The organism is Cyanobium sp. Cruz CV13-4-11, assembly GCF_024346055.1.
In the GTDB taxonomy this organism is placed as follows: Bacteria; Cyanobacteriota; Cyanobacteriia; order PCC-6307; family Cyanobiaceae; genus Cyanobium.
Genome location: NZ_JAGQCH010000001.1, coordinates 144703 through 168599, shown reverse-complemented (window position 1 = coordinate 168599; position 23897 = coordinate 144703). Strand labels below are relative to the sequence as shown.

Sequence of the window (23897 nt, the reverse complement as noted above, 5' to 3'; positions counted from 1 at the left end):
TCAGGCTATCGAGGCCGCCACCAGCCCCGAGTGCCGGATCAGGGCCTCCGGGCTGGGGGCCCGGCCCCGGAAGGTCTCGAACACCTCGCCGGGGTGGCGGCTGCCGCCGAGGCTGAGCACCGTCTCGCGGAAACGGCGGCCGGTGGCCTGGATCGCCGCCTCGTTCTCCAGCCCCACCTCCTCGAAGGCGCTGAAGGCATCGGCGCTGAGCACCTCGGCCCACTTGTAGGAGTAGTAGCCGGCCGAATAGCCGCCGGCGAAGATGTGGCCGAAGGAGCAGAGGAAGGCGTCCTCCTCGATCGGCTCCAGCACCGTTGTGGTGGCAGCGATCTCCCGGCGCAGCTGTTCCGGCGTCCTGCCGCACTCCGGCGTCCACTGGCTGTGGAGCCGCAGGTCGGTGAGGGCGAAGTGCACCTGGCGCAGGGTGGCGGCACCGCCCATGAAGGTGCGGGCGGCCCGGAGTTTGGCGAACTCAGGCTCCGGCAGCGGTTCGCCGCTCTGCCAGTGGCGGGCCATGCCCATCAAGGTGGCGTGGTCGTAGCACCAGTTCTCCATGAACTGGCTGGGCAGCTCGACCGCATCCCATTCCACGTTGTTGATGCCGGCCGCCTGGGGACGCTCCACGGTGGTGAGCATGTGCTGGAGACCATGGCCGAACTCGTGGAACAGGGTCTCCACCTCCTCGAAGGTCATCAGGCTGGGGGTGTCCCCCACCGGCGCGCTCTGGTTGCACACCAGATAGGCCACGGGCAGCACGTCCTCGCCGGTTCCGTTCACCGAGCGCACCAGGCATTCGTCCATCCAGGCGCCACCGCGCTTGCTGCCTGGGCGGCTGTAGGGATCCAGATAGAAGGCCGCCAGGGGCTCGCCGCTGCCGGCGTCCTCGACGCGGAAGAAGCGCACGTCCTGATGCCAGACGGGGGCCTCGCCATCGGCCGGGAGGATGCGGACGCCAAACAGGCGATCGCAGAGTCCGAACAGCCCATCGAGCACCCGGGGCAGGGGGAACCAGGGCCGCAGGGCCTCGCTGTCGAGGTCAAAGGCCTCCTGGCGCCGCACCTCGGCCCAGAAGCTCACATCCCAGGGTTTGAGGTCCGCCGCCTCGGCCGCTCCCTCCCGGGCCGCACAGGCGCGCAGCGCCTCCAGTTCCAGCAGGGCCACCGGGTAGGCGGCGGTGCGCAGATCCTCCAGCAGGGCTTCCACCTCGGCCACCGAGCCGGCCATCTTCGAAGCCAGGCTCACCTCAGCCCAGGATCCATGGCCGAGCTGGTGGGCCTGCTGCCGCCGCAGGGTGAGAATCCGCTCGATCACGGGCCAGTTGCCGTCGGTTTCGCCCGAGGCCCGGCTCACGTGGGCCTTGTAGGCGATCTCCCGCAGGTCGCGGCGACGGCTGTACTTCAGGAACGGGCCGAAGCGGGGCATGTCGAGCCCCAGCAGCCAGGGCCCCCCGGCCGCCGTCGCCTGGCCATCGCCGGCGTCGCGAGCGGCCTGGGCCAGCTGCTCCCTGAGGCTCTCGGGCAGCCCCTCCACCTCGGCGGGATCGGTGAACCGCAGGGTCCAGCTGTTGGTGGCATCCAGCACCCGGTTGCCGAAGCCGGTGGCCAGCTCCGCCAGCTCCTGGCTGGCGGCATTGAAGGCCTCCTGGGCGGCGCCCTCCAGGCCGACGCCCCGCAGCTCCATGTCCCGCAGTTCCGCCGTGAGGATCCTCTCCTGGGTGGCATCCAGACCCCCCTGGCTCTGGAGCGTGCGCAGGGCCTCGAACAGCACCCGGCTCTGGCCGGCACGGTTGCCGAAAGCCACCACCGCCGCCTGCTGGCTGGCGTGGGCCTCGCGCAGCTCGGAGCTGTTGCAGACACCGTTGAGGTGGCTCACCACCCCCCAACTCCAGCGCAGCCGTTCGCCCAGGCGCTGCAGGGGATCCATCACTTCGGCCCAGCTGAGGGGCCTTGACGCGGCGGGGGCCGCCGCCAGGTCGGTCTCCACCCGCTCCAACTCGGCCTGCAGGCCATTCAGAAGCTCAGGAATGTGGACCCGCACCTGGTCGGGGGTGATGGCCTCGAAGCGGGGCAGACCCTCTCCGGCCAGCAGGGCAGGGGGACTCTGAAGGGTGCTGGTCATCGCCGGGCGGCCGCTTCGATGGAAGCCCCCATTTCAGCCCACCCGGCCCCGGAGTGGGGCTCAGCCCAGGGCGGCCATCCGTCCCATGGCCACGGCACCCCTGCTGGCCAGTTCAGCCGCCAGGCTGTTGGTGCTGGCCTCATAGAGGTCGATGGCCACCCGCGGCCAGAAACCGATCACCAGGGTGGGCACCAGCAGGGTGAGTCCGATGACAAGCTCACGGGGCTTCATGTCGCCCACCACCGCGAGAGCCGGGATCCGTGGACCGAAGAACACCCTGCGGCAGAGGGAGAGCAGGTAGACCGGGGTGAGCACCAGGCCGATGGCGGCCAGGACGATGGCGATGACGCGGAAGCCGATCGTGAAGCCCTCGTAGGAGGTGACCCCGAGGAACACGGTGATCTCGCTGATGAAGCCACTCATCCCCGGCAGGGCCAGGGAGGCCAGGGAGCTGGCCAGGAAGAAGGCGAAGGTGATCGGCAGCACCTTGGCCAGGCCACCCATGTTGGGAATCGAGAGGGTCTCGGTGCGCTCGTAGAAGACGCCGGTGACGAAGAACATCGCCGCCGCGATCAGGCCATGGCTAATCATCTGCAGCATGGCGCCGCTGATGCCGAGGGCATCGATGGCACCGATGCCCAGGAGCACGAAGCCCATGTGACTGACCGAACTACAGGCGATGCGGCGCTTGACGTTGTCCTGGGCGAAGGCATTCAGCGCCCCGTAGACGATGTTGATGATCCCCAGAACGATCAGGGCCGGGGCCAGCCGCAGGTGCACGTCGGGGAGCATCTGCACGTTGAAGCGCAGCAGGGCATAGCCCCCCATCTTGAGAAGCACCCCCGCCAGCAGCATCGAGACCGGTGCATTGGCCTCGCCATGGGCATCGGGCAGCCAGGTGTGCAGCGGGAACATCGGCAGCTTCACGCCGAAGCCCACCAGGAAGCCCAGATAACAGAGCAGGCCGAAGGTGCCCCCGGGGGAGCGGGCCGCCAGCTCGCTGAGGTTGAGGGTGAAGCTGTCGCCGGAGAGAGCCAGGGCCAGGCCGCTGATCAGGATCAGCAGGGAAGCCGTGGCCGTGTAGAGGATGAACTTGGTGGCGGCGTACTGGCGCTGCTTGCCGCCCCAGATGGCGATCAGCAGATAGACGGGCACCAGCTCCAGTTCCCAGGCCAGGAAGAACAGCAGGAAGTCCTGGGAGAGGAACACCAGGCTCTGGGCCGTGGCCTGCACCAGCAGCAGGCCGAAATAGAGGCGTGTCTTGAGGCGGATGTTCCAGCTGGCCGCCACCGACAGAAGGGTGACCAAGCCGCTGAGCACCACCAGCGGGGCCGAAAGACCATCGGCCGCCAGGGACCATTCCAGGCCAAGGGCCGGCACCCAGGAGACCCTTTCCACCAGCTGCAGTTCCGCCAGGCCGCCATCGAAATGGCGGGCGAACACCCAGAGAATCAGGGCGAAGTCCACCCCGAGCACCCCCAGGGCAAACGTGCGCGGCAGGCGGGGGTCGCTGCCGTCTCCGGGCAGCAGCGGCATCACCAGGGCCGCCGTGGCCGGCAACAGCACGATCAGGCTGAGCCAGGGAAACGCTGCACCCTCAGGAAACACGGCGGGAAGCGAAGAGGACGCGAGCGAAAGAGGCAGGCTGGCGTCCATCTCTAAGGGGTGCTCCAGGCAGGAAGTATGGCGGGAGAGGCGGCCTCCAAGGGAGGATGTCCCCGTACGGCAGAGCTTATCAGCTGAGTAGATCTACTCAGCGAGGCTGTTCTAGTCGCCCACGACAGCCTGTGGGCGGCTCCCCTCGGCCAGGGGGACCCAGGTGCTGCCGCCATCCTGGACACCGAGCACGGCGCTGTGGCTGCTCACCCCCTCGCCCTGCCAGGCGCGGGTCATGGCCTCCCCCACCGCCTCGGCACAGCCGGCGGCGGCCAGGGCCAGCAGGCTGGGTCCGGCGCCGCTGATCACGCAGCCCCAGGCGCCGGCCTCCATGGCTGCCTCCCGCACGGCCCGCCCCCCCTGGATCAGACCCCAGCGATAGGGCTCGTGGATGCGGTCGTGCATGCCATCGGCGATCAGGTCGCCGTTGCCAGTGCGCAGCCCCTGCAGCAACAGGGTGAGGGCCCCCAGATTCATCACCGCATCGCTGATCGGGATGCTGCGTGGCATGGCGCGGCGTGCCTCGCTGGTGCTCAGTCGGATCGTGGGAATCGCCACCACCGCCTTGACCAGTGGATTCCACTCGCAGCGGACCACCCGCCAGCGGTGGGAGGCGGCCCGCGCCGTCAGGCACAGGCCCCCCAGCAGGGACGGGACGACGTTGTCGGGATGGCCTTCGATGTCGATGGCCAGCTCCAGCAGCTTTTCCCGGCTGAGGGGTTCCCCCACCAGCGCATTGGCGCCGAGCAGTCCCGCCACGATGGCGGTGGCGCTGCTGCCCAGACCCCGGGCGGGGGGCACGGCCAGCTGCACCCGCGCCTCCAGGGCCACCGCCTCCAGCCCCACCTCGCGCCAGACCCGCTGGGCGGAGCGGTAGACGAGGTTGTCGGGGCCGCCACGCAGGTGGGAACCCTCCGGCCCCTCGATGATCAGCTCGAAACGCTCGCCGCCCCCCTCGATCACCCGCAGCTCGAAGCGGTTGCCGAGGGCCAGGGCGGCACCGAGGCAGTCGAATCCCGGGCCGATGTTGGCGGTGGTGGCCGGAACCTCAACCACCACCCCCTGGCCGATATGGGGCCGGACCATACGTGACATGTCGTTGGGCTCAGTGTTGCAGCCGACGCTTTGCTGTGCTGGCCTCAGCCCAGCAGCATGCGGGCGCGGCAGGCGGCGCTGAAGCTGCCCACCCCCGGATCCAGCACGGCGGTGATCGGCATGGGCTCCAGGGTGGAGCGCAGCCGCCCCTTGTTCAGGAAGGGCTCCAGGAAGGAGGGCGTGCACAGGCTGTCGAGCAGCTTGGCGGCCGTGCCCCCCGCCAGCCAGAGCCCACCCCGACTCAGGGAGGCCAGGGCCAGATCACCGCAGACGCTGCCGTAGGCACCAAGCCACAGGTCAAGGGCGTCGGCCGCCAGGCGTTCGCCGGCGGTGGCGGCCATGGCCACCTCGGCGGGCAGGTCGGCGCGTGCGGGCCCATCGCCGGCCTCGCTCCAGAGCCGGGCACTGGGGCTGAGGGGATGGTCGCCATCGGGGTGGCGGCAGCTGAGCAACCAGCGGGCCACATGGCCCAGGCCCGTACCGCTGACCACCCGCTCGATCGAGACCCGTTCGAGGCCCAGATCGTCTTTGAGCCACTGCTTCAGGTCCCACTCCTGCTGGCAGCGGGGGGCGAACTCCCCATGGGCCGCTTCGCTGGGGATGGCCCGCAGACCAGCGCCGGTGGGCAGGCCCATGGCCACCCCCAGCCCAGTGCCGGCCCCCAGCACCAGCAACGGCGCCTGAGGGTCGCGGCGACCCTCCCGGACGGACGCCACCTGGGCGGCCTCGAGATGGGGAAGGCCGTAGATGAGCACGGCGAAGTCGTTGACCAGCTCCAGATTCGACAGACCGCAGCTGCGAGCCAGGCCGTCCGTGTCGAGGCGCCACGGCAGGTTGGTGAGCTGGGCCCGTCCCCCCTCCACCGGTCCGGCCACGGCGAAACAGGCGGCGGCGGGGGGCGTTCCGCCAGCCACACCGGCGGTGGCCAGGAAGTGGCGCACCATCGGAGCCAGGTCGTCCCAGGCCGCCGAGACGAAGCGCTCCTCCAACAGCCGCTCGAGCCCGTCGCTGCTGGAGCGCCAGAGGCTCAGCAGGGTCTTGGTGCCACCGATGTCGCCCGCCAGCAGCAGGGTCATGCCAAGTCCAAGGTGGCCAGCCGGCCGGCATTGGCTGCCGAGGCGGCGGACACCAGAGCCTGCGCCTCGACGCTGCCCAGATCCCCCTGGCGGCGACTGCGCAGGCTGACGCTGCGGGTTTCGGCCTCCCGGGCACCGATCACCCCCAACAGGGGAATCTTCATCTGCTCGCCGTTGCGGATCAGCTTGCCGAGCCGGTCGCCGCTGTGGTCGATGCCGGCGCGGATGCCGGCGGCCGCCAGCAGGCCCTTGAGCTCGTCGGCCCAGGGGAGGGCCTCATCGGTGACGGGCAGCAGCCGCACCTGCTCGGGGGCGAGCCAGAAGGGGAAGTCGCCGGCGTAATTCTCCACCATCACGCCGAAGAAGCGCTCCAGGGAGCCGAAGATGGCGCGGTGAATCATGATCGGCCGGCAGCGGCTGCCATCGGCCGCCACGTAGTGCAGATCGAAGCGTTCCGGCAGGTTGAAGTCGAGCTGGATGGTGGAGCACTGCCACATCCGGCCGATGGCATCCTCGATCTTGAGGTCGATCTTCGGGCCGTAGAAGGCCCCGCCCCCCTCGTCCACCTTGTAGGCCCAGCCCTTGCGCTCCAAGGCCTCCACCAGGCCGGCGGTGGCCAGTTCCCACACGGCGTCCTCGCCGATCGACTTCTCCGGTCGGGTGGAGAGATGGATCTCGTAGCTGCGGAAGTCGAAGGTGGAGAGGATGCGCTCGGTGAGGTTCAGCACCCGCAGGATTTCATCGGAGATCTGCTCCGGCAGGCAGAACACGTGGGCGTCGTCCTGGGTGAAGCCGCGCACCCGCATCAACCCGTGCATCACCCCGGGCCGTTCGTAGCGGTACACGGTGCCGAGCTCGGCCCAGCGGATCGGCAGCTCCCGGTAGGAGCGCAACCGGCTGGCATAGGTGAGCACATGGAAGGGGCAGTTCATCGGCTTGAGCTGGTATTGCCGCTCGTCCACCGCCATCGGGCCGAACATGCTCTCGCTGTAGAAGTCGAGGTGGCCCGAGGTCTTCCAGAGGCTGAGGTCAGCCACGTGGGGGGTGTACAGCAGCTCGTAGCCGTCCTCGAAGTGGGCTTGGCGCCAGAAGTCCTCGATCAGCAGGCGCATGCGGGCGCCGCGGGGGTGCCAGAACACCAGGCCGGCTCCCGCCTCCTCTTCGATCGCGAAAAGCTCGAGGTCGGTGCCGAGGCGCCGGTGGTCGCGGCGCAGGGCTTCTTCCTTGCGCCGCCTGTGCTCCGCCAGCTGCTCCGGCGTTTCCCAGGCGGTGCCGTAGATGCGCTGCAGCTGGGCGCGGTTCTCGTCGCCGCGCCAGTAGGCCCCGGCCACGCTCTCGAGGGCGAAGGCCTTGGGGTGGAGCTCGCCGGTGTTGGCCACGTGGGGACCGGCGCAGAGGTCCCACCACTGATCTCCCAGGGTGTAGAGGGTGATCGGCTCGTTGAGCCCCGCCAGGATCTCCAGCTTGTAGGGCTCGTTCTGGGCCCGGATGCGGCGCTCCGCCTCCTCCCTGCTCACCTCGATGCGTTCCAGGGGCAGCTTGCGGGCGATGATCTTGCCCATCTCCTTCTGGATCGCCTTCAGGTCGGCCTCGGTGAAGGGATCCGGGTTGTCGAAGTCGTAATAGAAACCGCTCTCGGTCCAGGGACCGATCGTCACCTGGGCCCGGGGGAAGAGCTTCTGCACCGCCATGGCCAGCACATGGCTCATCGAGTGGCGGATCCGCAGCAGCTGGGGGCTTTCGCTGGTTTTCGGCAACACGATGGCGGCGGCAGCACTGGCGGCGGCGAGGCTGGAGGCCGGTGGCACCGGTGAAGGGGGCGCGGACGTCATAAAGGGCACCTGTTGAAGGCATGGTATCGAGGCCCACCGGTGGCCCCCCCTCCCGCACGCCACCGGCAGGGGCCGGTGACGCCCGGCAGCGGCCCTAAGTTGGATGTGCTGAGCACCCTGATGGCTGCCCGACCCACGCCAGGACCCATCCAGAGCCCAGACCAGCGGCCAGCGCCCAGCCGCCCCGCAGGGTTGGTGCTCAACCGCGCCGCCGAGCGGCGCAGTGTTGCCCTCAGCTACCTGTTCTGGTGCACAGGCCTGGTGGGACTGTGCGGCCTGCAGCGCTTCTACAACCGCAAACCCCTGAGCGGCACCCTCTGGCTGCTCACCTTGGGGCTCTGCGGCATCGGCCAGCTGCTGGATCTGGTGCTGGTGCCCGACATGGTGCGGCAGGCCAACCAGTCCCTGCTGCTGGAGGAGGCCCTGGCCGGGAGCGAAACGGCGACCTATCCACCGATCGAACGGCAGTTGCTGCAACTGGCCCGACGGGCCGGCAAGGCCGGCTTCACCCTCAACGATGCTCTGCTGGAACTCCACCTGCCCGCCCAGGCCAACAGCAGCGTGGTCAGTGCCGAGATCGAGAAGCTGTTGATCAGCGACCTGCTCGATGTGGGCAATGACGAACGGGGACGGGTGGTCTATCGGGAACCCTGAGCCCGCTCAGGCGCTGGCGAGCCGGCGCAGCCGCTCCAGTTCCCGCTGGTAGAAGCGCTGCAGCTCGCTGCGGTCCTTCACCGGCTGGCCGTAGTGGCTGCCACCATCAAGCGTCGGCAGGGAGGCCCACTCCGGCGCCAGCCGCGCCAGCACCTCAGCCGTGAGACCGTGGCGATCGAAGCGCTGCAGCGCCCCCCGCTCGTGCACCAGGTGCAGCGCGGCCTGATCCTGGCTTGCGGGACGGAAATCCCGGAGCTGGAGCTCCGAGGCGGCCTGGTCCCAGGTGGTGGGGAGGAACTGATAGGCCCCGGCGGCGGCGCTGGCGTAACGGCGCCGCACAACGATGTCCGGATGGCGGCTGAGATCGTCGAAGCGATCACCGCCGTAGAGCACCTGGTAACCCTCCTGACTGCCACCGATCCAGGTGCCTTCGGCGAAGCGGATCGTGTTGAGCAGGGCCCGCCGTTCGGGGGTGATGCCGTAGGGGCCGCCACCCGGTCGCCGTCCGGTCACCGCCACCGCCGGCTGGGCTGTGGGCATGGCCACCACAGGGGCCGCTGGGGGCAGCGGTGCGACCGGCCGTTGCACCATCGGCAGGAGCATCAGCAGCACAAGGGCAAGCGGGCCGTTTTGGTGCGGCTTCGGTGGTGACGGGAAAGGGCGACGCAAGGGCAAGCGGTCGTCAGGGGACCCTGACCTTGGCCAGGCCCAGCCCCCAAAGGCGAGACCCCTGCGTCCGTACTGGACAAAACAGGGGCCAGCGTGCTTGGACAGCGGCCCCGGGAGAGTGGCTCTCAGGAAAACTTCAGTCAGGGCAGGGAGATGCCCGCGAGTTCCGAGCCGTCAGGCCCCACCGGCCAAGCATCCCGTAAAAAGCGCCACATCCACGACGAACGATCAGCGGTCGTGATCAATACATAACGAATGATTTACACATTCCGGCTGCACCTTGCCGAGAAGGCGGCAGTTCGCTTCAGTTCGAGGCCAGAAATCCCAGGGCGCTGCGGACTCGCTGCAGCGTTGCTTCGGCCACGGCCGCTGCCCGCTCTCTCCCGTCCCGCAGAACGGCCTCCAGGGAGGCCGGATCGCTGCGCAGCTCGGCGTAACGCTGTTGCACGGGCCGGAGGGCTTCCACCGCGGCCTCCGCCAGCAGGGGCTTGAAGCCACCCCAGCCCATCGAGGCGCACTCCGCCGCCGCCCGCTCACGGCCCACGCCGGAGAGCAGGGCATAAAGGCCGAGCAGGTTGTCGGCCTCCGGCCGCTCCGGGTTGCCGAACTCCAGCCCCATGACCGGATCGGTCTTGGCCCGCTTGATCTTGCGGGTGATCAGCTCAGGAGGGTCCAGCAGGGTGATGCGGGAACCCTCATTGGGATCGCTCTTGCTCATCTTGGCGCTGCCGTCCGTCAGGCTCATGACCCGCGCCCCCTCCTTCAGGATCAGGGGCTCGGGCACCTTGAGAATCGGGTGCTCCGGGTCGGGGGCGTAGCGGGCGTTGATGCGCTGCTGGGCGATGTCGCGGGCCAGCTCGAGGTGCTGCTTCTGGTCTTCCCCCACCGGCACCCGATCGGCGTCATAGAGAAGGATGTCGGCAGCCATCAGCACCGGGTAGTCCAGCAGCCCGACGGAGACGTTGTCGCCCTGCTTGAGCGCCTTCTCCTTGAACTGGATCATGCGCTCCAGCCAGTTGAGCGGCGTGACGCAGTTGAGCAGCCAGCAGAGCTCGCTGTGGGCGCTCACCTGGCTCTGCACGAACACCGTGGCCCGCTGCGGGTCGATGCCGCAGGCCAGGTAGAGGGCGGCGGTGGTGAGGGTGTCCTCGGCCAGACGCTTCGGATCGTGGGGGACCGTGATCGCATGCAGGTCGACCACGCAGAAGAAAGTCTCGTGGCTCTCCTGCAGATCCACCCAGTTGCGGATCGCCCCGAGCCAGTTGCCCAGGTGCAGGGCCCCGGTGGGCTGGACGCCGGAGAGCACCCGGGGCCGCGCCGGCGCGGTGCTGGTCTGGTTCACGCGTCGGGGGTGGCGTCGACCTCTGTTTCGGCCGTCTCGGCGACGGCGTCCGGAGCCACCTCGGCGGCCTCTGGCGTCGCTTCAGCCGCCACCTCCTCAGCAGGGGCTTCGGGCTCACTCACCTCGACGGGGAGCGGCGGCTTGCTGGGCCGGGCAAAGGGATCGATGCGGACGGCGCCCTGGCCGCCACGGCCCCCGGAACGGGGTTGGCCGTCGCCACCGATGACGCGGCGGGGCTCACCACCCCCGCGGGGGGCCGGAACGCGGGAGCCCGCCTGGGCGCGGTTCTCGGCCACCAGGGCCTCGAGCTGGCCCTTCTCCAGCTGGTCGGCCAGGGTGCGCAGAGCGAATCCCAGCACCGCCACGGTGGAGCGCAGGCCGAAGGCGTCCTGCAGGGCGCGGGCCGCCTGCAGCTCGTTATCGCTCAGGCGGATGCGGAAACCACCCGGTTCCCGGTTCGGCCCCGAACGGCCGCCGCGCTCGGGGGAATCCCCACGGCCGGAGCCAACGGGATGAGGAGTGTTGGTGTCGTCGCCCATGGCCGCAGCCTGCAATCAGGGGCAAGTGTCGCGCATCGACGGCCGGCCGCCTGCCGCCTCAGGCCCCAGCCACAGCAGCCGATGCCTGCCGAGGCACGCCGCGCCCTCCCGCCGGGCCAGCACCAGCAGCGGCACGGGCCGTGGGCGCTCCAGGGCGAAGCGCTGGCGGTACTGCTGGAGAAGGTCGAGGTAAGTCTCCAGGGTCCAGCCCTGGGTCCCCCGTTCCTGGGCGGACCAGTACTTGCGCAGGGCTTCCCGGCACGCCTCCGCTCCGTAGTCCTCCCAGCAGACCCGTTCGGCCTCCCACCCCGAAAGACCGGCCGCCACCAGCTCCCGGTAGCGGCACAGCTCCGGGGCCTCCTGGCTGCAGTCCGGGGGCAGCCGCTGGGCGAGATGCTCCACCGAGACACGGCTCAGACGCAGCCAGCAGCGCTCGAGCAGCAGCACCGGCAGCCCGCCGTGCCAGTGGTCGCAGCTGCCCAGCTCCTCGAGGGCGTGGCGCAGCTCCTGGAGGTGGTCCGCCAGCAGAAAGAGGCCGTCCACCGTCGCTGCCAGGCCGGCACGGGCATCGGAAGGCGGCACGGTGCGGACCAGGACGACACCACGAATCATGCTGCGTCCCGCCCGGCTCTGCAGGGGCGACGGATTAAGGGAGCTGGTCGGGGGTGTGAGCCCCGTCACTTCTGAGCTAGAGAGGCATCGCCGCCGGCAGCCACCCGTGACGCCCCTGGACCCCCTGCGCCCAGCCGCCCTGTCCTCGCTGTCGCGCACCCTGCTGTCCGCCGGCTGGGGCAGGCAGGCCCTTTTGCTGGCCGGGGGAGTGCTGGGGGGCGAGCTGATCCTGCGGTCGCTGCCCGGGGAAGGCTGGGGCCTGATGGGCGTGGCGGGGATCGCCGCCGGCTGGTGGTGGATGGGAGGGCGACCGTCCCGGCTGGCGGTGCCGCCGTTGCCCACAAACTTCGACGCCTGGCTGCGGCGCTTCGAGGCGTTGCTGCTCCAGTTCGAGCAGCTGGAGGGGGAGCCCGGCGAGGGCCAGGGCCGACGCCGCCAGGCCCTCGCCGCCCTGCGTGAAGAGGGGGCCCGCTCCGGACTTCATCTGGCCCTGGTGGGCTCCGTGGCCCCGGATGCCGCCTGGGCGCCCCAGCTGCAGCGGGCCCTGCGCGGCCGCCTGGCCCTCAGCCTGCGCTGGGGCGAAGCCCTGCCGGCGGTGAGCCCGCAGCGCCGCTGGCCGGACGGCCTGGCCGCCGCCGACGTGGTGCTGTTCCACCTGGTGACTCCCCTGCGGGCCGCCGATCTGCGCTGGCTTGAGGCGGTGCCGGCGGGTCAGCCCGTCTGGCTGCTGGTGCGGCCGGAAGCAACCTGCGACCCCCAGGCCCTGACGGCCGAACTGGTGTCCCAGTGGCCAGCCGCCGTCCCGGAGCGGCTGCTGAGCTGGGATGGCAACCCCGAAACCCTGAGCGACAGCCTGAAGCCCCTGGGCCGCTGGCTGAACAGCGAAGCAACGGCCCTGCGGCGCGGCACACCGCTGCGGCGCTGCGAGGAGCTGCACCGCCATTGGCAGGCGGACCTGGAGCGCCTGCGGCGGCGACAGCTCGTGCAGCTGCAGCAGCGCACCCAGTGGATTGTGGCGGCGGGGGTGTTCGCCGCCCCCCTGCCCTCGCTGGATCTGGTGGTGATGGCGGCAGCCAACGGCCTGATGCTCCAGGAGATGGCCCGTCTGTGGGACTGCCCCTGGAACGCGGAGCAGCTCAAGGCCGCCGCCGTCGAGCTGGCCAAGGCCTCGCTGCTGCTGGGGGTGGTGGAGTGGAGCAGCCAGGCCCTGGCGGCGGCGGTGCGTCTCCACGGCGCCACCTGGCTGGTGGGTGGGGCCCTCCAGGCCCTGAGCGCGGCCTATCTCACGCGGGTGGTGAGCCATGCCATGGCCGATGTGCTGGCGCTCTCGGCTGGCGTGGAGGCGCCGGACCTGGAGCGCATCAAGCGGGAGGCGCCGCTGCTGGTGGCGCGGGCGGCCGAGGCCGAAAAGCTCGACTGGCCTGGGTTCCTGCAGCAGGGACGCGACTGGCTCGGCCAGCAGCTGGCGTCACCGGGGAACGGCTCCCTGTCCGCCACTGCATAAAGAATGTTCATGAAGTCTCTTCATCACTTTTCATTGCACTCAAGACCGATTGGCTGAAGGATCGTTGCGGGGTGTCCTGATCCAGGGCCGCATTACATAACGTGAATGGACCTCCCTTGGGGAGGTATTTCTGCTCGTTTCCCCCGTCTTACTTCCATGACCACTGCCATCCGCAGCGGCCGCTCCGGAAGCTGGGAAAGCTTCTGTAGCTGGGTCACCTCCACCAACAACCGCATCTATGTCGGTTGGTTCGGTGTGCTGATGATCCCCTGCCTGCTGACCGCCACCATCTGCTTCATCGTCGCCTTCATCGCGGCGCCCTCCGTCGACATCGACGGCATCCGTGAGCCTGTCGCCGGCTCCCTGATCTACGGCAACAACATCATCTCCGGCGCCGTTGTTCCTTCCAGCAACGCCATCGGCCTGCACATCTACCCCATCTGGGAAGCCGCCAGCCTCGACGAGTGGCTGTACAACGGTGGCCCCTACCAGCTGGTGGTCTTCCACTTCCTGATCGGCATCTCGGCCTACATGGGCCGCCAGTGGGAGCTCTCCTACCGCCTCGGCATGCGCCCATGGATCTGCGTCGCCTATTCCGCCCCCCTCTCGGCGGCCTTCGCGGTGTTCCTGATCTACCCCTTTGGCCAGGGCTCCTTCTCCGACGGCATGCCCCTCGGCATCAGCGGCACCTTCAACTTCATGCTGGTGTTCCAGGCCGAGCACAACATCCTGATGCACCCCTTCCACATGCTGGGTGTGGCGGGCGTGTTCGGCGGCTCCCTGTTCTCCGCCATGCACGGTTCGCTGGTGACCTCCTCCCTGGTGCGTGAAACCACCGAGGCCGAGTCCCAGAACTACGGCTACAAGTTCGGCCAAGAAGAAGAGACCTACAACATCGTGGCTGCCCACGGTTACTTCGGTCGCCTGATCTTCCAATACGCCTCGTTCAACAACAGCCGCAGCCTCCACTTCTTCCTGGCGGCCTGGCCGGTGGTCGGCATCTGGTTCACCGCCCTGGGCGTGAGCACGATGGCCTTCAACCTGAACGGCTTCAACTTCAACCAGTCCATCCTGGATGGCCAGGGCCGGGTGATCAACACCTGGGCCGACGTGCTCAACCGTGCCGGCCTCGGCATGGAAGTGATGCACGAGCGCAATGCGCACAACTTCCCGCTTGATCTGGCCACCACCCAGTCGATTCCCGTCGCCCTGACAGCCCCGGCGATCGGCTGATCCGGCGGTCGGCCCTGCCTCGGCGGCCAGCCGATCCACCCCTTGGCCCCCTCTGCGGAGGGGGCTTTTCTGTGGGCAGGCCCGGTCACCGACCAGGGCGAACCGCCGCCAAACTGTTCACAGCAAGCTTTCTCACTCCCCCCAGCTGCATGCCCCAGCTCCGCGCGGATGGCCAGGGCCTGAGCCGCCTCAGACAACATCTGACGCGGGTTCTGCTGGGCGCCGCCCTTGTCGTGCCGCTGCTGGCCGGGGGCTGTGGGAGCCAGGACACGGGCGTGGCACCGGACGGGCGCCCCCTGGTGCTCACCACGTTCACGATCCTGGCGGACATGGCCCGCCAGGTGGCCGGCGAGCGGGTGCGGGTGGAATCGATCACACGGCTGGGGGCCGAGATCCACGGCTACGAGCCCACCCCCAGCGACCTGAAACGGGCCTCGGGCGCCCAGATGGTGCTGGAGAACGGCTTCGGGCTGGAGCGCTGGGCCGAGCGCTTCTACGCCAGCCTCCGGGATGTCCCCCATGTGACCCTCACCGAGGGGATCACCCCCCTGCCGATCGCCAGCGACGCCTACCGGGGCCAGCCCAACCCCCACGCCTGGATGTCCCCGCTGCTGGCGAAGGTCTATGTGGAGAACATCCGCCGTGCCCTCACCCGACTCGACCCCGCCGGCACGGCAACGTTCCGCCGCAACGCCGAGCGCTACAACGCCCAGCTCGACGCGCTTCACAGGGAACTGCAGGCCTCCCTGGCCCGGATCCCCCCTGCCCAGCGGGTGCTCGCCACCTGTGAGGGCGCCTTCTCCTACCTGGCCCGCGATTACGGACTCACCGAGGCCTATCTGTGGCCGGTGAACGCCGAATCCCAGGTCACCCCCCAGCGCATGGCCCGGTTGATCGCCCTGGTGAAGGAGCGGCGGGTGCCGGCGGTGTTCTGTGAGAGCACGGTCAATGCCCAGCCCCAGAAGCAGGTGGCCAGGCAGTCGGGGGCTCGCTTCGGGGGGGTGTTCCATGTGGACTCCCTGTCCCTCCCGGACGGTCCGGCCCCCAACCTGCTGGAGCTGCAGCGTCATAACGTGGAGACCCTGCGAGCGGGTCTGGCGGGGAGCTGAACCCATGCCCTCCGGCCAGCCTCAATTCGACGGAAACGAGCGCATCTCGGTCCGCCATCTCTGCGTCGATTACCACGGTGTGGTGGCCATCCATGACGCCTCCCTGCATCTCGATGCCGGCAGCATCTGCGCCCTGGTGGGGATGAACGGAGCCGGCAAATCCACCCTGTTCAAGGCCCTGATGGGCTTCGTGCGCCCCACGTCCGGCAGCATCGCCATCAATGGGCTCCCCCTGAGCCAGGCCCGCCGGGCCCGGGCGGTGGCCTACGTCCCCCAGACCGAGAGCGTCGACTGGAACTTTCCGGTCAACGTCCATGAGGTGGTGATGATGGGCCGTTACGGCGCCATGAATCTGCTGCGGATCCCCCGGCCGCTCGACCGGGAGGCGGTGCAGGAGGCCCTCGAACGGGTCGACCTGTGGCCCCTGCGCCACCGCCAGATCGGCGCCCTCTCCGGCGGCCAGCGCAAACGGGCCTTCCTGGCGCGGGCCCTGGCCCAGGGCGCCTCGGTGATGCTGCTCGATGAGCCCTTCAACGGCGTCGACATCCGCACCGAGAAGCTGATGATCGAACTGTTCGAGCAGTTCCGGCGTGAGGGACGCACGCTGATGATCTCCACCCATGACCTCTCCCATGTCACCGGTTTCTGCGACCAGGTGGTGCTGATCAACAAGACCGTGCTCGCCTACGGCGAAACCGCCTCGGTGTTCACCAGAGAGAACCTGGCCCTGACCTTCGGCGGCCTGGGGCTGGAGGCCGCGGCGGCGGCGGCGATCGATCCCGACCCCCAGCAGGCGCCATGACCACCCTGCTCACCTGGTTGGTCGAACCGCTCCAGCAGGAGTTCATGGTGCGGGCCCTGCTGGTCAGCATGCTCGTCTCCTGTGTCTGCGGCCTGCTCTCCTGCTACATGACGCTCAAGGGCTGGGCCCTGATGGGCGATGCGGTGTCCCATGCGGTGATGCCCGGGGTGGTGATCGCCTACGCCCTGAATCTGCCCTTCGCGGTGGGGGCCTTCGTCTTCGGCGTCGGCTCGGTGGCCCTGATCGGCTACATCAAGCAGATGACCCGGATCAAGGAGGACACGGTGATCGGGCTGGTGTTCACCGGCTTCTTCGCCCTCGGCCTGACGCTGATCTCCAAGGTGCGCAGCAGCATCGACCTGTCGCACATCCTGTTCGGCAACGTGCTGGGCATCAGCTCCTCCGACATCCTCCAGACCGTGCTGATCAGCCTGCTGGTGCTGACCGTGCTGGTGGTGCTGCGCAAGGACCTGCTCCTGTTCTGCTTCGATCCCGCCCACGCCCGCTCCATCGGCCTCCACACCGGCGTGCTGCACTACCTGCTGCTGTCGATGCTCTCTTTGGCGGCGGTGGCCGGCCTGCAGACCGTGGGCATCATCCTGGTGGTGGCGATGCTGGTCACGCCGGGGGCCACGGCTTACCTGCTCACCGATCGTTTCGACCGCATGGTGTGGCTCTCGATCCTGTCGGCGGTGCTCTCCAGCGTGGCCGGGATCTACTGGAGCTACTGGATGGATGCCTCCACCGCCGGCTGCATCGTGCTGGTGCAGACGCTGCTGTTCCTGCTCTGCTTCCTGCTGGCGCCCCGCCATGGCCTGCTGGCCCAACGGCGCCGTTCCCCGCGGGCGTCCCGCTTTCCGTCCGCGTGAGCGCGTCAGCCAACGCCGCTGCAACGCCCTCGCCCGCCGACCAACGCTGGGCCTGGTGGCCCCTGCTGCCCCTCTACCCCTACGGCCGCCGCCGCACCCTGGTGCGGGAGCTGGTCGCCGGGCGCCTCTGGAGCTTCGAGCAGCTGCAGGGGGTCTGGTACGTGGCGGTGCCGATCCGGATGCTGGTGCTGCGGGTGCGCGAAGGGCTGCTGCTCTATGCGCCCGTGGCGCCCACCGCCGAGGTGCGCTCCCGCCTGCGGGAACTGGAGGAGCGCCACGGCCCGGTGTGCACCATCGTGCTGCCAACCGCGTCGGGGCTGGAGCACAAGCTGCCGGTGCCGGCCATGGCCCGGGCCTTCCCCGGGGCCCAGGTGTGGGTGACGCCGCGGCAGTGGAGTTTCCCGCTGCCGCTGCCGCCCGCCTGGCTGGGGTTCCCCGCCTGCCGCACCCGGGTGTTGCTGAGCGATGGCGTGCCCCACGGCGACCAGCTCGACTGGCTGCCCCTGGGCCCCCTGGATCTGGGGCTGGGCACCTTCCTGGAGATCGCCTGCTTCGATCGGGCCAGCGGCAGCCTCTTGCTCACCGATGCCCTGGTGGCGATTCCGCCGGAGCCGCCGGCGGTGTTCGACCTGGATCCCACACCGCTGCTGTTCCATGCCCGCGAGCGGGGGGACGAGCCCCTGATCGACGATCCTGAACGCCGGCGCAAGGGCTGGTGGCGTCTGGTGCTGTTCGCCACCTACCTGCGCCCCCGGCCCCTGGAGGTGCCGCCCCTGGGGGAGGTGCTACGCCACTGCCTGGCACCGGGGTGTCGTGGGGCCAGGGCCCACTTCGGCTTCTATCCGTTCCGCTGGCTGCCCGGCTGGCAGGAGGATTTCGAAGCCCTCACACCAGGTGGCCGCAGCCGTTTGCAGGTGGCGGCGGTGCTGGAGCGGCTGGTGTTCCCTCGCCAGCGCGCCGCCCTGGTGGCCTGGATCCGCCTCCTGGCGGACCTGAAGGATCTGCGCTGGGTGGTGCCGGCCCACCACGAGGCCCCCGTGGCCACCTCAGCGACGGAACTCACCGCCCTGGCCGATCGGATCGAGGCGGGGGAGTGGGCGCCCGATCACGGGGCCTGGGAGACCCTGGCCGGTATCGACAAAACGCTGGTGCGACTGGGGTTGGTGCCGGGGGAAACGCACCAGAATCCCAAGCCCCTGCCCTAGAGCTCCAGCTCGCCGGGGTCGTCGTCGAGGCCAGCTTCGAAACCGCCGCTGCCGAGCATGGCCGATTCCAGTTCCATGCGCTGCTCCATCTGGCGCAGGAAGTAGCCGGTCATCATCGCCGAGGCCAGCAGGCCGGCGAGGTTGTCGCGGCTGGCCTGGATCTTCACCTCGAACTGCTCGCCGGGGAGCATGCCGAGCAGACCCTGAACGTTGTGGCGGATGATGTCCTGAATGTCGCCGGTGGCCGAGCGGGCCACCCTCTGCAGCACGTCCGGGGACTGTTCCTGCAGGTACTGAATCAGCGAATTGTCGCTGATCGCCTCGTTATCGGCGGTCAGAAACTCCGGGTTGAACATGTGCCCTCCGGTGTGCGCTGCAACACGACACGCACCCTAACGCAGTCTTTCAAGCGCCCTCTGCTGGGTGGGGAGAGGAGAACCCAACCGGACCGAACCGGGCCAGGGGCCAGTAGCGCCAGATGGCCGTGCCGATCAGATCCGCCTCCGGCAAGGGACCCCAGAGGTGGGAATCGAGGCTGGCATTGCGGTTGTCCCCCAGCACCAGCACCTCGCCGGCGGGCACCACGAAGGGCTCCAGGGCGTAGGCCATCGGCTCCCGGGCCCAGTCCGGCTCGGCGGGGGTGCCATTGCGCCAGAGCTTGCCGTCCCTCACCTCCACCTGATCGCCGGCCACCGCCACCACCCGCTTGATCAGGGCCGTGCGCGGGTCGTAGCCCGCCTCCTGCAGCCGGGCCGGCGGGTGGAACACGACGATGCTGCCGGTGCGCACACCCGAGCCGAAACGGGGCGTGAGCTTCTCCACCAGGATCCGGTCCTGAAGCTGCAGGGTGGGCAGCATCGAGCCCGACGGGATCCAGCGGGGCTCCACCACCGCCCAGCGCAGCAGCAGGGCCAGCAGCACCCAGAGCAGCAGGCGGCCGGCCTGCTGCAGGAGCCCGGTGGCCCCGCCCTGGGGGCCGGAAGGGGGCTTGGCAATGGCGGGGCCGCTGCCCATGGCGAAGCCGTCGATGAGGATGATTCCCCCATCCTGAACAGTGGAGCTCCCCGGTGGCCGGCCCCCCGTCATCGCTGGCCAATGTGCAGGCGGCCCTGACGCTGTTGCGTGCCCTGCGCCGGGGTGGCCTCACCCATGCCGTGCTCTGCCCGGGCAGTCGCTCGGCGCCCCTGGCGGTGGCCGCCGCCCTGCTGGAGCCCGGGGGTCTGCGGCTGCACACCGCCATCGACGAGCGCAGCGCTGCCTTCTTCGCCCTCGGTCTGGGCCGGGGCAGCGGCCAGCCGGCGGCCGTGATCACCACCTCGGGCACGGCGGTCGCCAACCTGCTGCCCGCGGCGGTGGAAGCCGACTTCGGTGCCATCCCCCTGCTCCTGCTCACAGCCGATCGGCCGGCCCAGCTCAAGGGCTGCGGCGCCAACCAGAGCGTCAACCAGGAGGACTTTCTGGCCTGCAGCTGCCGCTGGCTGGGCAGCGGCGCCCCTGAGGGGCTCTCGGCAATGGCACCCAGGGAGCTGGAGGCCCTGGCCGCCGCCGCCCTGGCCGCCGCCCAGGGGGATGGGGCCGGACGCGGCGCCGGAGCGGTCCACCTCAACCTGCCCTTCGCCGAACCCCTGCACGCCGGCGGCGGGGAGCTGACCCAGCTGGCCGCCACGCTCTCCCGCCAACCTCCGGACGCCGGCGCCATGGCCCAGCTGGGCCGCCCGCCGGCGGCTGCCCGCTTCGCCACCGCAGATGCCGCGACCCTGGACCCGGACCGCGCAGGCGTGGTGGTGGCCGGCCCCTGGCGCGGTAGCCCCGGCGCCTGGCCGGCCCACGTGGAGGCCCTGCGGCGCTGGCAGCGGCGCAGCGGCTGGCCCGTGCTGGCCGATGCCCTCTCGGGCCTCCGGGGCCTGCCGGGGCTCGATGCCGTGAACGCCTACGACCTGATCCTGGCGGAGGGCTGCTCCAGCGCGGCAGCGACCGGGGGCCTGCAGGTGTTGCGGCTGGGGCCTCTGCCGGCCAGCCGTCGCCTGCAGCGCTGGCTGGCGGCCCAGGACGGGCCCCAGGTGCTGGTGAGCGAAGGGGATGGGCGCCCCCTCGATCCGCTGCGGTTGGTGCGGGCCCAGTGCGGCGCCGGCCTGGCGGCCTGGCTGGCGGGCCAACCGCAGGACATCTCGGCGGGTGAGCCCGCCGGGGAAGCGCTGGCGCAGGCGGAGCGCTGGCGCCGGGCGGAGGCGGCGGTGCAGGCGCTGCTGAAGCAGGAGCTGGCCGACGAGAACGGGGAGCCGGCCCTGGCACGCCGGCTCAGCCGGCTGCTGCCGGCGGGGCTGCCGGTGCTGCTGGCCAACAGCAGCCCCGTGCGCGACTGGGAGAACTTCGCTGACCCGGGCGCCCCACCCCGGCCGATGCACGGCTTCCGGGGGGCCTCGGGGATCGATGGCACCCTCTCGAGCGCCTGCGGCCTGGCCGAGGCCCTGGGCGAGCTGGTGCTGGTGAGCGGCGATCTGGCCCTGCTCCACGACGCCAATGGCTGGCTGTGGCGAAGCCAGCTGCGGGGGCGGCTCACCATCGTGCTGATCGACAACGGCGGCGGCGGCATCTTCGAGCAGCTGCCCATCCGCACCGAGCCGGCGGCGGCGATGGATTTCGAGCGCCTGTTCGCCATGCCCCAGGCGGTGGATCCCCTGGCGCTGGCGGCGGTGCATGGGGTGCCGGGCCGGCGCGTTGGGGGCCTGGCCGCCCTGGAGGGCGCCCTGGCCTGGGCCCGGCAGCAGCCCCTGGCGCTGCTGGTGATCAGCACCGACCGGAGCCGCGATGCCGCCCTGCGGCAGCGGCTGCGCACAATGGCCGCAGCAAAGGTCGCCTCCCTGGCCACCGGGCCGATCCCCTCCCCATGACCCCCGTTCCCACAGCCCTGCCGCACTGGACCAGCGCCGGCGACTACAGCGACATCCGCTTCGAGACCAGCGGCGACGGGATCGCCCGGATCAGCCTCAACCGGCCCGAGAAGCGCAACGCCTTCCGGCCGCTCACGGTGCAGGAGCTCTGCGATGCCTTCAACCGGGTGCGGGACGACCCCTCCATCGGGGTGGTGCTGTTCACCGGTGAGGGGCCGGCCGCCGACGGCGTCTGGGCCTTCTGCGCCGGCGGCGACCAGAGCGTGCGCGGCGATGGGGGCTATCTCGACGCCGCGGGGCTGCCGCGGCTGAACGTGCTCGACCTGCAGCGGATCATCCGCAGCCTGCCCAAGGTGGTGATCGCTCTGGTGGCCGGCTATGCCATCGGCGGCGGCCAGGTGCTGCACCTGCTCTGCGACCTGAGCCTGGCGGCCGAGAATGCCGTCTTCGGCCAGACCGGCCCCCGGGTGGGCAGCTTCGACGGCGGCTTCGGAGCCGGCTACCTGGCCCGGGTGGTGGGGCAGCGCAAGGCCCGGGAAATCTGGTTCCTCTGCCGGCGCTACGACGCCAGCCAGGCCCTGGCCATGGGGCTGGTGAATGCGGTGGTGCCCCTGGAGGATCTGGAGCGCCAGGGGGTGGCCTGGGCGCGGGAGGTGCTGCAGCACAGCCCCACGGCGATCCGTTGCCTGAAGGCGGCCTTCAACGCTGAAACCGACGGCCTGGCGGGGATCCAGGAGTTGGCGGGCCAGGCCACCCATCTTTTTTACCGGACCAGCGAAGGCCAGGAGGGGCGCAATGCCTTCCTGGAGAAACGGGACCCGGATTATTCCGAGGCGCCCTGGCTGCCCTGAGGCACCGCAGGCCCAGGTCATCGGCAGGGCTGCTCACACTGGATCTTCCAGGATGATTCGTTAAGTCCACGTTGTCCTAGACATCACTGAAGGTGAGGACCGCATCAAGCGCTGCCACCGCTGACTGCAGCCTGCCCAGGGAGGCCGAAGCCGGGCAACAACAATAAGATTCAGAAACGCCGCCTCACTCCAGCGGGCGCAGGGTTGCTGCGAACACCCAGGTCTCCCCACAGCGCTCGGCCACAATGAAGTGTTCGGAGTTGATGGCTCGGCCGTCTTTGCAGATGGTCATCAGCTCCAGGGGATGGTTGAGAACCTGGGATTCACCAATAATCTTAAAGCGTGAGAAACCAAGGTGGTGGGAGTCTTGATAGGAGGGAGGCAGAATCGTGGAGAGGGACTGCCCCTTGAGATCAGCGAATGTCCATCCGTAGGTCGACTCAAGCAAGTCGTTGATTTCCACAATCATGCCGTCTTGGTCAGCGACGACGAAGGGAAGAGATTTTTGGCGAAGCTCTTCAATCGTGACCATTGGACTAGACACAAAAAATGAAGATTAATCATTTGATTATAGCATTCATCCCCATGGGGCCGCGATTGCCTCCACCACAGAAGCGGCACCCGCCTTCCCGGGCAGATCCCTTGGTGAAGGGATGATGAGATTTGGTGTGGTTTTTTGTCTAGCCTTTGCATTCCGAAGCCCGAGGACCTGCTGGATGTGCCGAGCAGGGCTGACCTGCCGCCACCCACCGGCTCGGTTCTGGAGGGAAAGCCCATGCCCATCTGACGGCGCCAACCCGGGTGCACCTTTCTCTCAAGGAGACCCGTCGCCTTGCCTACCGGCAGATCATTGTTGATAGTGAACACTTCGACCTGGCCTCGGCACTGACCAGGGTGGTAGGGCGGTGGCATCCAATGGCCAGGATCCGCTCGCCATGGAGCTCCATTGGGGCCTGGTGATGGTTGTGAACAGTCAGAAAGCGACTGGATGGGCGATCAGCTGGCAACGACGGGATGATGGGCGCAACTCCCTGAGCCTCAGCCAGCCTCTCCAGGGTGATGAAGTGGCTGGTGGGTCCTATGGAAATCATCGGGATGGGCCCGGGACGATTGAAAGATCGACCATCATGGCCAGGTCCTGCCCCCGAAGGATGTTGCTGAACTGCAGCCAGGAACGGATGCCGACGCTTGGCGTCGCCAGCGCTCTCGGAGAGCCCGTGGCGCCTTTGAGCTGGCTACCCTTCCAGATCAGCCGAGGCCGTCCGCCGTCTGTTTGTGTACCGCCCAGCCACCCTGCCCCTGGCCATTGCCCTGATCGGCTCGTTGAGCGGGTTGGTGCTGCGGCCATCGCTCGCAGCCTCCCCCCCACCGGAGACGGCCACCACCCGTTCGCCGTCGCTCGAGCTGGTCCTGAACCGGCGCCAACGCGTGCTGACGGTGATGGACGGCGACCGGGAAGTGCGCCGTTTTCGCGTCGGTGTGGGCATGCCCGGCTGGGAGACGCCGGTGGGGTCGTTCAGCGTGATCGAAAAGACGGCCTATCCGATCTGGGAGCATCCGGCCAAGGGCGTGCGCATTCCCCCGGGTCCCACCAATCCCCTCGGTTCCCGTTGGATCGGTTTCCACCGCGACTGCAAGGGCCGGCGCGGTTTCAACGGCCAGGAGCATCTGGAGGTGAAAGGCTGCGTCACCTCCGGCTTCCATGGCACGCCGAATCGCAACAGCGTCGGTGGCGCCGTGTCCCATGGCTGCGTGCGGTTGTTTGACGAGGACGTCAAGGTGCTGTTCGAACTGGTTCAGCTGGGCACCCCGGTGACGGTGCTTCCCTGAACGCGCTGAC

The 23897-nt window shown here is 69.3% G+C and carries 22 protein-coding genes; 10 read left to right on the top strand and 12 right to left on the bottom strand.

Annotated features, from left to right (window positions below):
• The 5 genes from KBZ12_RS00895 to thrS form a co-directional block, all read right to left on the bottom strand.
• Window positions 1-2118, bottom strand: coding sequence for a M3 family metallopeptidase (locus tag KBZ12_RS00895; RefSeq protein ID WP_254955770.1), 2118 nt, complete (start codon window positions 2116-2118; stop codon window positions 1-3).
• Window positions 2119-2178: 60 nt separating this feature from the next.
• The gene (locus KBZ12_RS00890) at window positions 2179-3774 is read right to left on the bottom strand and encodes an NAD(P)H-quinone oxidoreductase subunit 4 (protein ID WP_254955768.1); all 1596 of its coding nucleotides are present in this window, start codon (window positions 3772-3774) and stop codon (window positions 2179-2181) included.
• Between the two features lie 111 nt (window positions 3775-3885).
• Entirely contained in the window at window positions 3886-4860 is a 975-nt protein-coding gene (thrB, locus tag KBZ12_RS00885; protein ID WP_254956013.1) for a homoserine kinase, read from the bottom strand.
• 53 nt (window positions 4861-4913) lie between these two features.
• A complete protein-coding gene (gene glk, locus KBZ12_RS00880; RefSeq protein ID WP_254955766.1) occupies window positions 4914-5945 on the bottom strand; it encodes a glucokinase in 1032 nt (343 codons plus the stop codon).
• On the bottom strand, window positions 5942-7777 hold the full coding sequence (gene thrS / locus KBZ12_RS00875; protein WP_254955764.1) for a threonine--tRNA ligase: 1836 nt from the start codon (window positions 7775-7777) through the stop codon (window positions 5942-5944). Before thrS ends, glk begins: the two co-directional genes overlap by 4 nt.
• A gap of 39 nt (window positions 7778-7816) precedes the next feature.
• Here thrS and KBZ12_RS00870 point away from each other — a divergent pair, with 39 nt between their 5' ends.
• Window positions 7817-8431 (top strand): NINE protein, encoded by a 615-nt coding sequence (locus KBZ12_RS00870; RefSeq protein ID WP_254955762.1) that lies wholly within the window; start codon window positions 7817-7819, stop codon window positions 8429-8431.
• Window positions 8432-8437: 6 nt separating this feature from the next.
• On the opposite strand, the gene KBZ12_RS00865 is transcribed toward KBZ12_RS00870, so the two are convergent.
• The 4 genes from KBZ12_RS00865 to KBZ12_RS00850 all read right to left on the bottom strand — a co-directional run bounded on the left by KBZ12_RS00865 (window position 8438) and on the right by KBZ12_RS00850 (window position 11563).
• On the bottom strand, window positions 8438-9037 hold the full coding sequence (locus KBZ12_RS00865; protein ID WP_396100433.1) for a glycoside hydrolase family 104 protein: 600 nt from the start codon (window positions 9035-9037) through the stop codon (window positions 8438-8440).
• 367 nt (window positions 9038-9404) lie between these two features.
• Complete coding sequence (gene trpS, locus KBZ12_RS00860) at window positions 9405-10442, bottom strand: tryptophan--tRNA ligase (RefSeq protein WP_254955761.1); 1038 nt, start codon at window positions 10440-10442, stop codon at window positions 9405-9407.
• Window positions 10439-10981, bottom strand: coding sequence for a hypothetical protein (locus tag KBZ12_RS00855; RefSeq protein ID WP_254955760.1), 543 nt, complete (start codon window positions 10979-10981; stop codon window positions 10439-10441). The genes trpS and KBZ12_RS00855 overlap by 4 nt, the downstream gene beginning before the upstream one ends.
• 15 nt (window positions 10982-10996) lie before the next feature.
• The gene (locus KBZ12_RS00850; RefSeq protein WP_254955759.1) at window positions 10997-11563 is read right to left on the bottom strand and encodes a hypothetical protein; all 567 of its coding nucleotides are present in this window, start codon (window positions 11561-11563) and stop codon (window positions 10997-10999) included.
• 136 nt (window positions 11564-11699) lie between these two features.
• On the opposite strand from KBZ12_RS00850, the gene KBZ12_RS00845 reads away from it, so the two are divergent.
• The 6 genes from KBZ12_RS00845 to KBZ12_RS00820 all read left to right on the top strand — a co-directional run bounded on the left by KBZ12_RS00845 (window position 11700) and on the right by KBZ12_RS00820 (window position 18315).
• Window positions 11700-13097 carry a YcjF family protein gene (locus KBZ12_RS00845; protein WP_254955758.1) on the top strand — a complete coding sequence of 466 codons (1398 nt, stop codon included), beginning with the start codon at window positions 11700-11702 and terminating at the stop codon, window positions 13095-13097.
• A gap of 156 nt (window positions 13098-13253) precedes the next feature.
• A complete protein-coding gene (psbA, locus tag KBZ12_RS00840) occupies window positions 13254-14330 on the top strand; it encodes a photosystem II q(b) protein (protein ID WP_254955757.1) in 1077 nt (358 codons plus the stop codon).
• 149 nt (window positions 14331-14479) lie between these two features.
• The gene (locus tag KBZ12_RS00835) at window positions 14480-15439 is read left to right on the top strand and encodes a metal ABC transporter substrate-binding protein (protein WP_254955756.1); all 960 of its coding nucleotides are present in this window, start codon (window positions 14480-14482) and stop codon (window positions 15437-15439) included.
• Window positions 15440-15443: 4 nt separating this feature from the next.
• Window positions 15444-16241: a metal ABC transporter ATP-binding protein gene (locus KBZ12_RS00830; protein WP_254955755.1), complete on the top strand. Its 798-nt coding sequence runs from the start codon at window positions 15444-15446 to the stop codon at window positions 16239-16241.
• The gene (locus tag KBZ12_RS00825; RefSeq protein WP_254955754.1) at window positions 16238-17110 is read left to right on the top strand and encodes a metal ABC transporter permease; all 873 of its coding nucleotides are present in this window, start codon (window positions 16238-16240) and stop codon (window positions 17108-17110) included. The genes KBZ12_RS00830 and KBZ12_RS00825 overlap by 4 nt, the downstream gene beginning before the upstream one ends.
• A complete protein-coding gene (locus tag KBZ12_RS00820; protein WP_254955753.1) occupies window positions 17107-18315 on the top strand; it encodes a DUF4336 domain-containing protein in 1209 nt (402 codons plus the stop codon). The genes KBZ12_RS00825 and KBZ12_RS00820 overlap by 4 nt, the downstream gene beginning before the upstream one ends.
• Here KBZ12_RS00820 and KBZ12_RS00815 read toward each other — a convergent pair.
• Together KBZ12_RS00815 and lepB are read right to left on the bottom strand one after the other, a co-directional pair.
• Window positions 18312-18671 (bottom strand): DUF760 domain-containing protein, encoded by a 360-nt coding sequence (locus KBZ12_RS00815; protein ID WP_216908177.1) that lies wholly within the window; start codon window positions 18669-18671, stop codon window positions 18312-18314. The genes KBZ12_RS00820 and KBZ12_RS00815 overlap by 4 nt on opposite strands.
• 49 nt (window positions 18672-18720) lie before the next feature.
• Complete coding sequence (lepB, locus tag KBZ12_RS00810) at window positions 18721-19329, bottom strand: signal peptidase I (RefSeq protein WP_254955752.1); 609 nt, start codon at window positions 19327-19329, stop codon at window positions 18721-18723.
• 53 nt (window positions 19330-19382) lie between these two features.
• Here lepB and menD point away from each other — a divergent pair, with 53 nt between their 5' ends.
• Both menD and menB read left to right on the top strand, forming a co-directional pair.
• Entirely contained in the window at window positions 19383-21206 is a 1824-nt protein-coding gene (gene menD / locus KBZ12_RS00805; protein WP_254955751.1) for a 2-succinyl-5-enolpyruvyl-6-hydroxy-3-cyclohexene-1-carboxylic-acid synthase, read from the top strand.
• On the top strand, window positions 21203-22057 hold the full coding sequence (gene menB / locus KBZ12_RS00800) for a 1,4-dihydroxy-2-naphthoyl-CoA synthase (protein WP_254955749.1): 855 nt from the start codon (window positions 21203-21205) through the stop codon (window positions 22055-22057). The genes menD and menB overlap by 4 nt, the downstream gene beginning before the upstream one ends.
• Before the next feature lie 184 nt (window positions 22058-22241).
• On the opposite strand, the gene KBZ12_RS00795 is transcribed toward menB, so the two are convergent.
• Entirely contained in the window at window positions 22242-22589 is a 348-nt protein-coding gene (locus KBZ12_RS00795) for a PAS domain S-box protein (RefSeq protein WP_254955748.1), read from the bottom strand.
• Between the two features lie 743 nt (window positions 22590-23332).
• On the opposite strand from KBZ12_RS00795, the gene KBZ12_RS00790 reads away from it, so the two are divergent.
• Entirely contained in the window at window positions 23333-23887 is a 555-nt protein-coding gene (locus KBZ12_RS00790; protein WP_254955747.1) for a L,D-transpeptidase, read from the top strand.
• The last annotated feature ends 10 nt before the right edge of the window (window positions 23888-23897 follow it).

What these genes read in the sequence shown, in the direction of transcription:
- KBZ12_RS00895 (WP_254955770.1), bottom strand. Translation starts at nt 2,118, where the DNA reads ATGACCAGCACCCTTCAGAGTCCCCCTGCCCTGCTGGCCGGAGAGGGT.
- KBZ12_RS00890 (WP_254955768.1), bottom strand. Translation starts at nt 3,774, where the DNA reads ATGGACGCCAGCCTGCCTCTTTCGCTCGCGTCCTCTTCGCTTCCCGCC.
- thrB (WP_254956013.1), bottom strand. Translation starts at nt 4,860, where the DNA reads ATGGTCCGGCCCCATATCGGCCAGGGGGTGGTGGTTGAGGTTCCGGCC.
- glk (WP_254955766.1), bottom strand. Translation starts at nt 5,945, where the DNA reads ATGACCCTGCTGCTGGCGGGCGACATCGGTGGCACCAAGACCCTGCTG.
- thrS (WP_254955764.1), bottom strand. Translation starts at nt 7,777, where the DNA reads ATGACGTCCGCGCCCCCTTCACCGGTGCCACCGGCCTCCAGCCTCGCC.
- KBZ12_RS00855 (WP_254955760.1), bottom strand. Translation starts at nt 10,981, where the DNA reads ATGGGCGACGACACCAACACTCCTCATCCCGTTGGCTCCGGCCGTGGG.
- psbA (WP_254955757.1), top strand. Translation starts at nt 13,254, where the DNA reads ATGACCACTGCCATCCGCAGCGGCCGCTCCGGAAGCTGGGAAAGCTTC.
- KBZ12_RS00835 (WP_254955756.1), top strand. Translation starts at nt 14,480, where the DNA reads ATGCCCCAGCTCCGCGCGGATGGCCAGGGCCTGAGCCGCCTCAGACAA.
- KBZ12_RS00830 (WP_254955755.1), top strand. Translation starts at nt 15,444, where the DNA reads ATGCCCTCCGGCCAGCCTCAATTCGACGGAAACGAGCGCATCTCGGTC.
- KBZ12_RS00825 (WP_254955754.1), top strand. Translation starts at nt 16,238, where the DNA reads ATGACCACCCTGCTCACCTGGTTGGTCGAACCGCTCCAGCAGGAGTTC.
- KBZ12_RS00815 (WP_216908177.1), bottom strand. Translation starts at nt 18,671, where the DNA reads ATGTTCAACCCGGAGTTTCTGACCGCCGATAACGAGGCGATCAGCGAC.
- lepB (WP_254955752.1), bottom strand. Translation starts at nt 19,329, where the DNA reads ATGGGCAGCGGCCCCGCCATTGCCAAGCCCCCTTCCGGCCCCCAGGGC.
- menB (WP_254955749.1), top strand. Translation starts at nt 21,203, where the DNA reads ATGACCCCCGTTCCCACAGCCCTGCCGCACTGGACCAGCGCCGGCGAC.
- KBZ12_RS00795 (WP_254955748.1), bottom strand. Translation starts at nt 22,589, where the DNA reads ATGGTCACGATTGAAGAGCTTCGCCAAAAATCTCTTCCCTTCGTCGTC.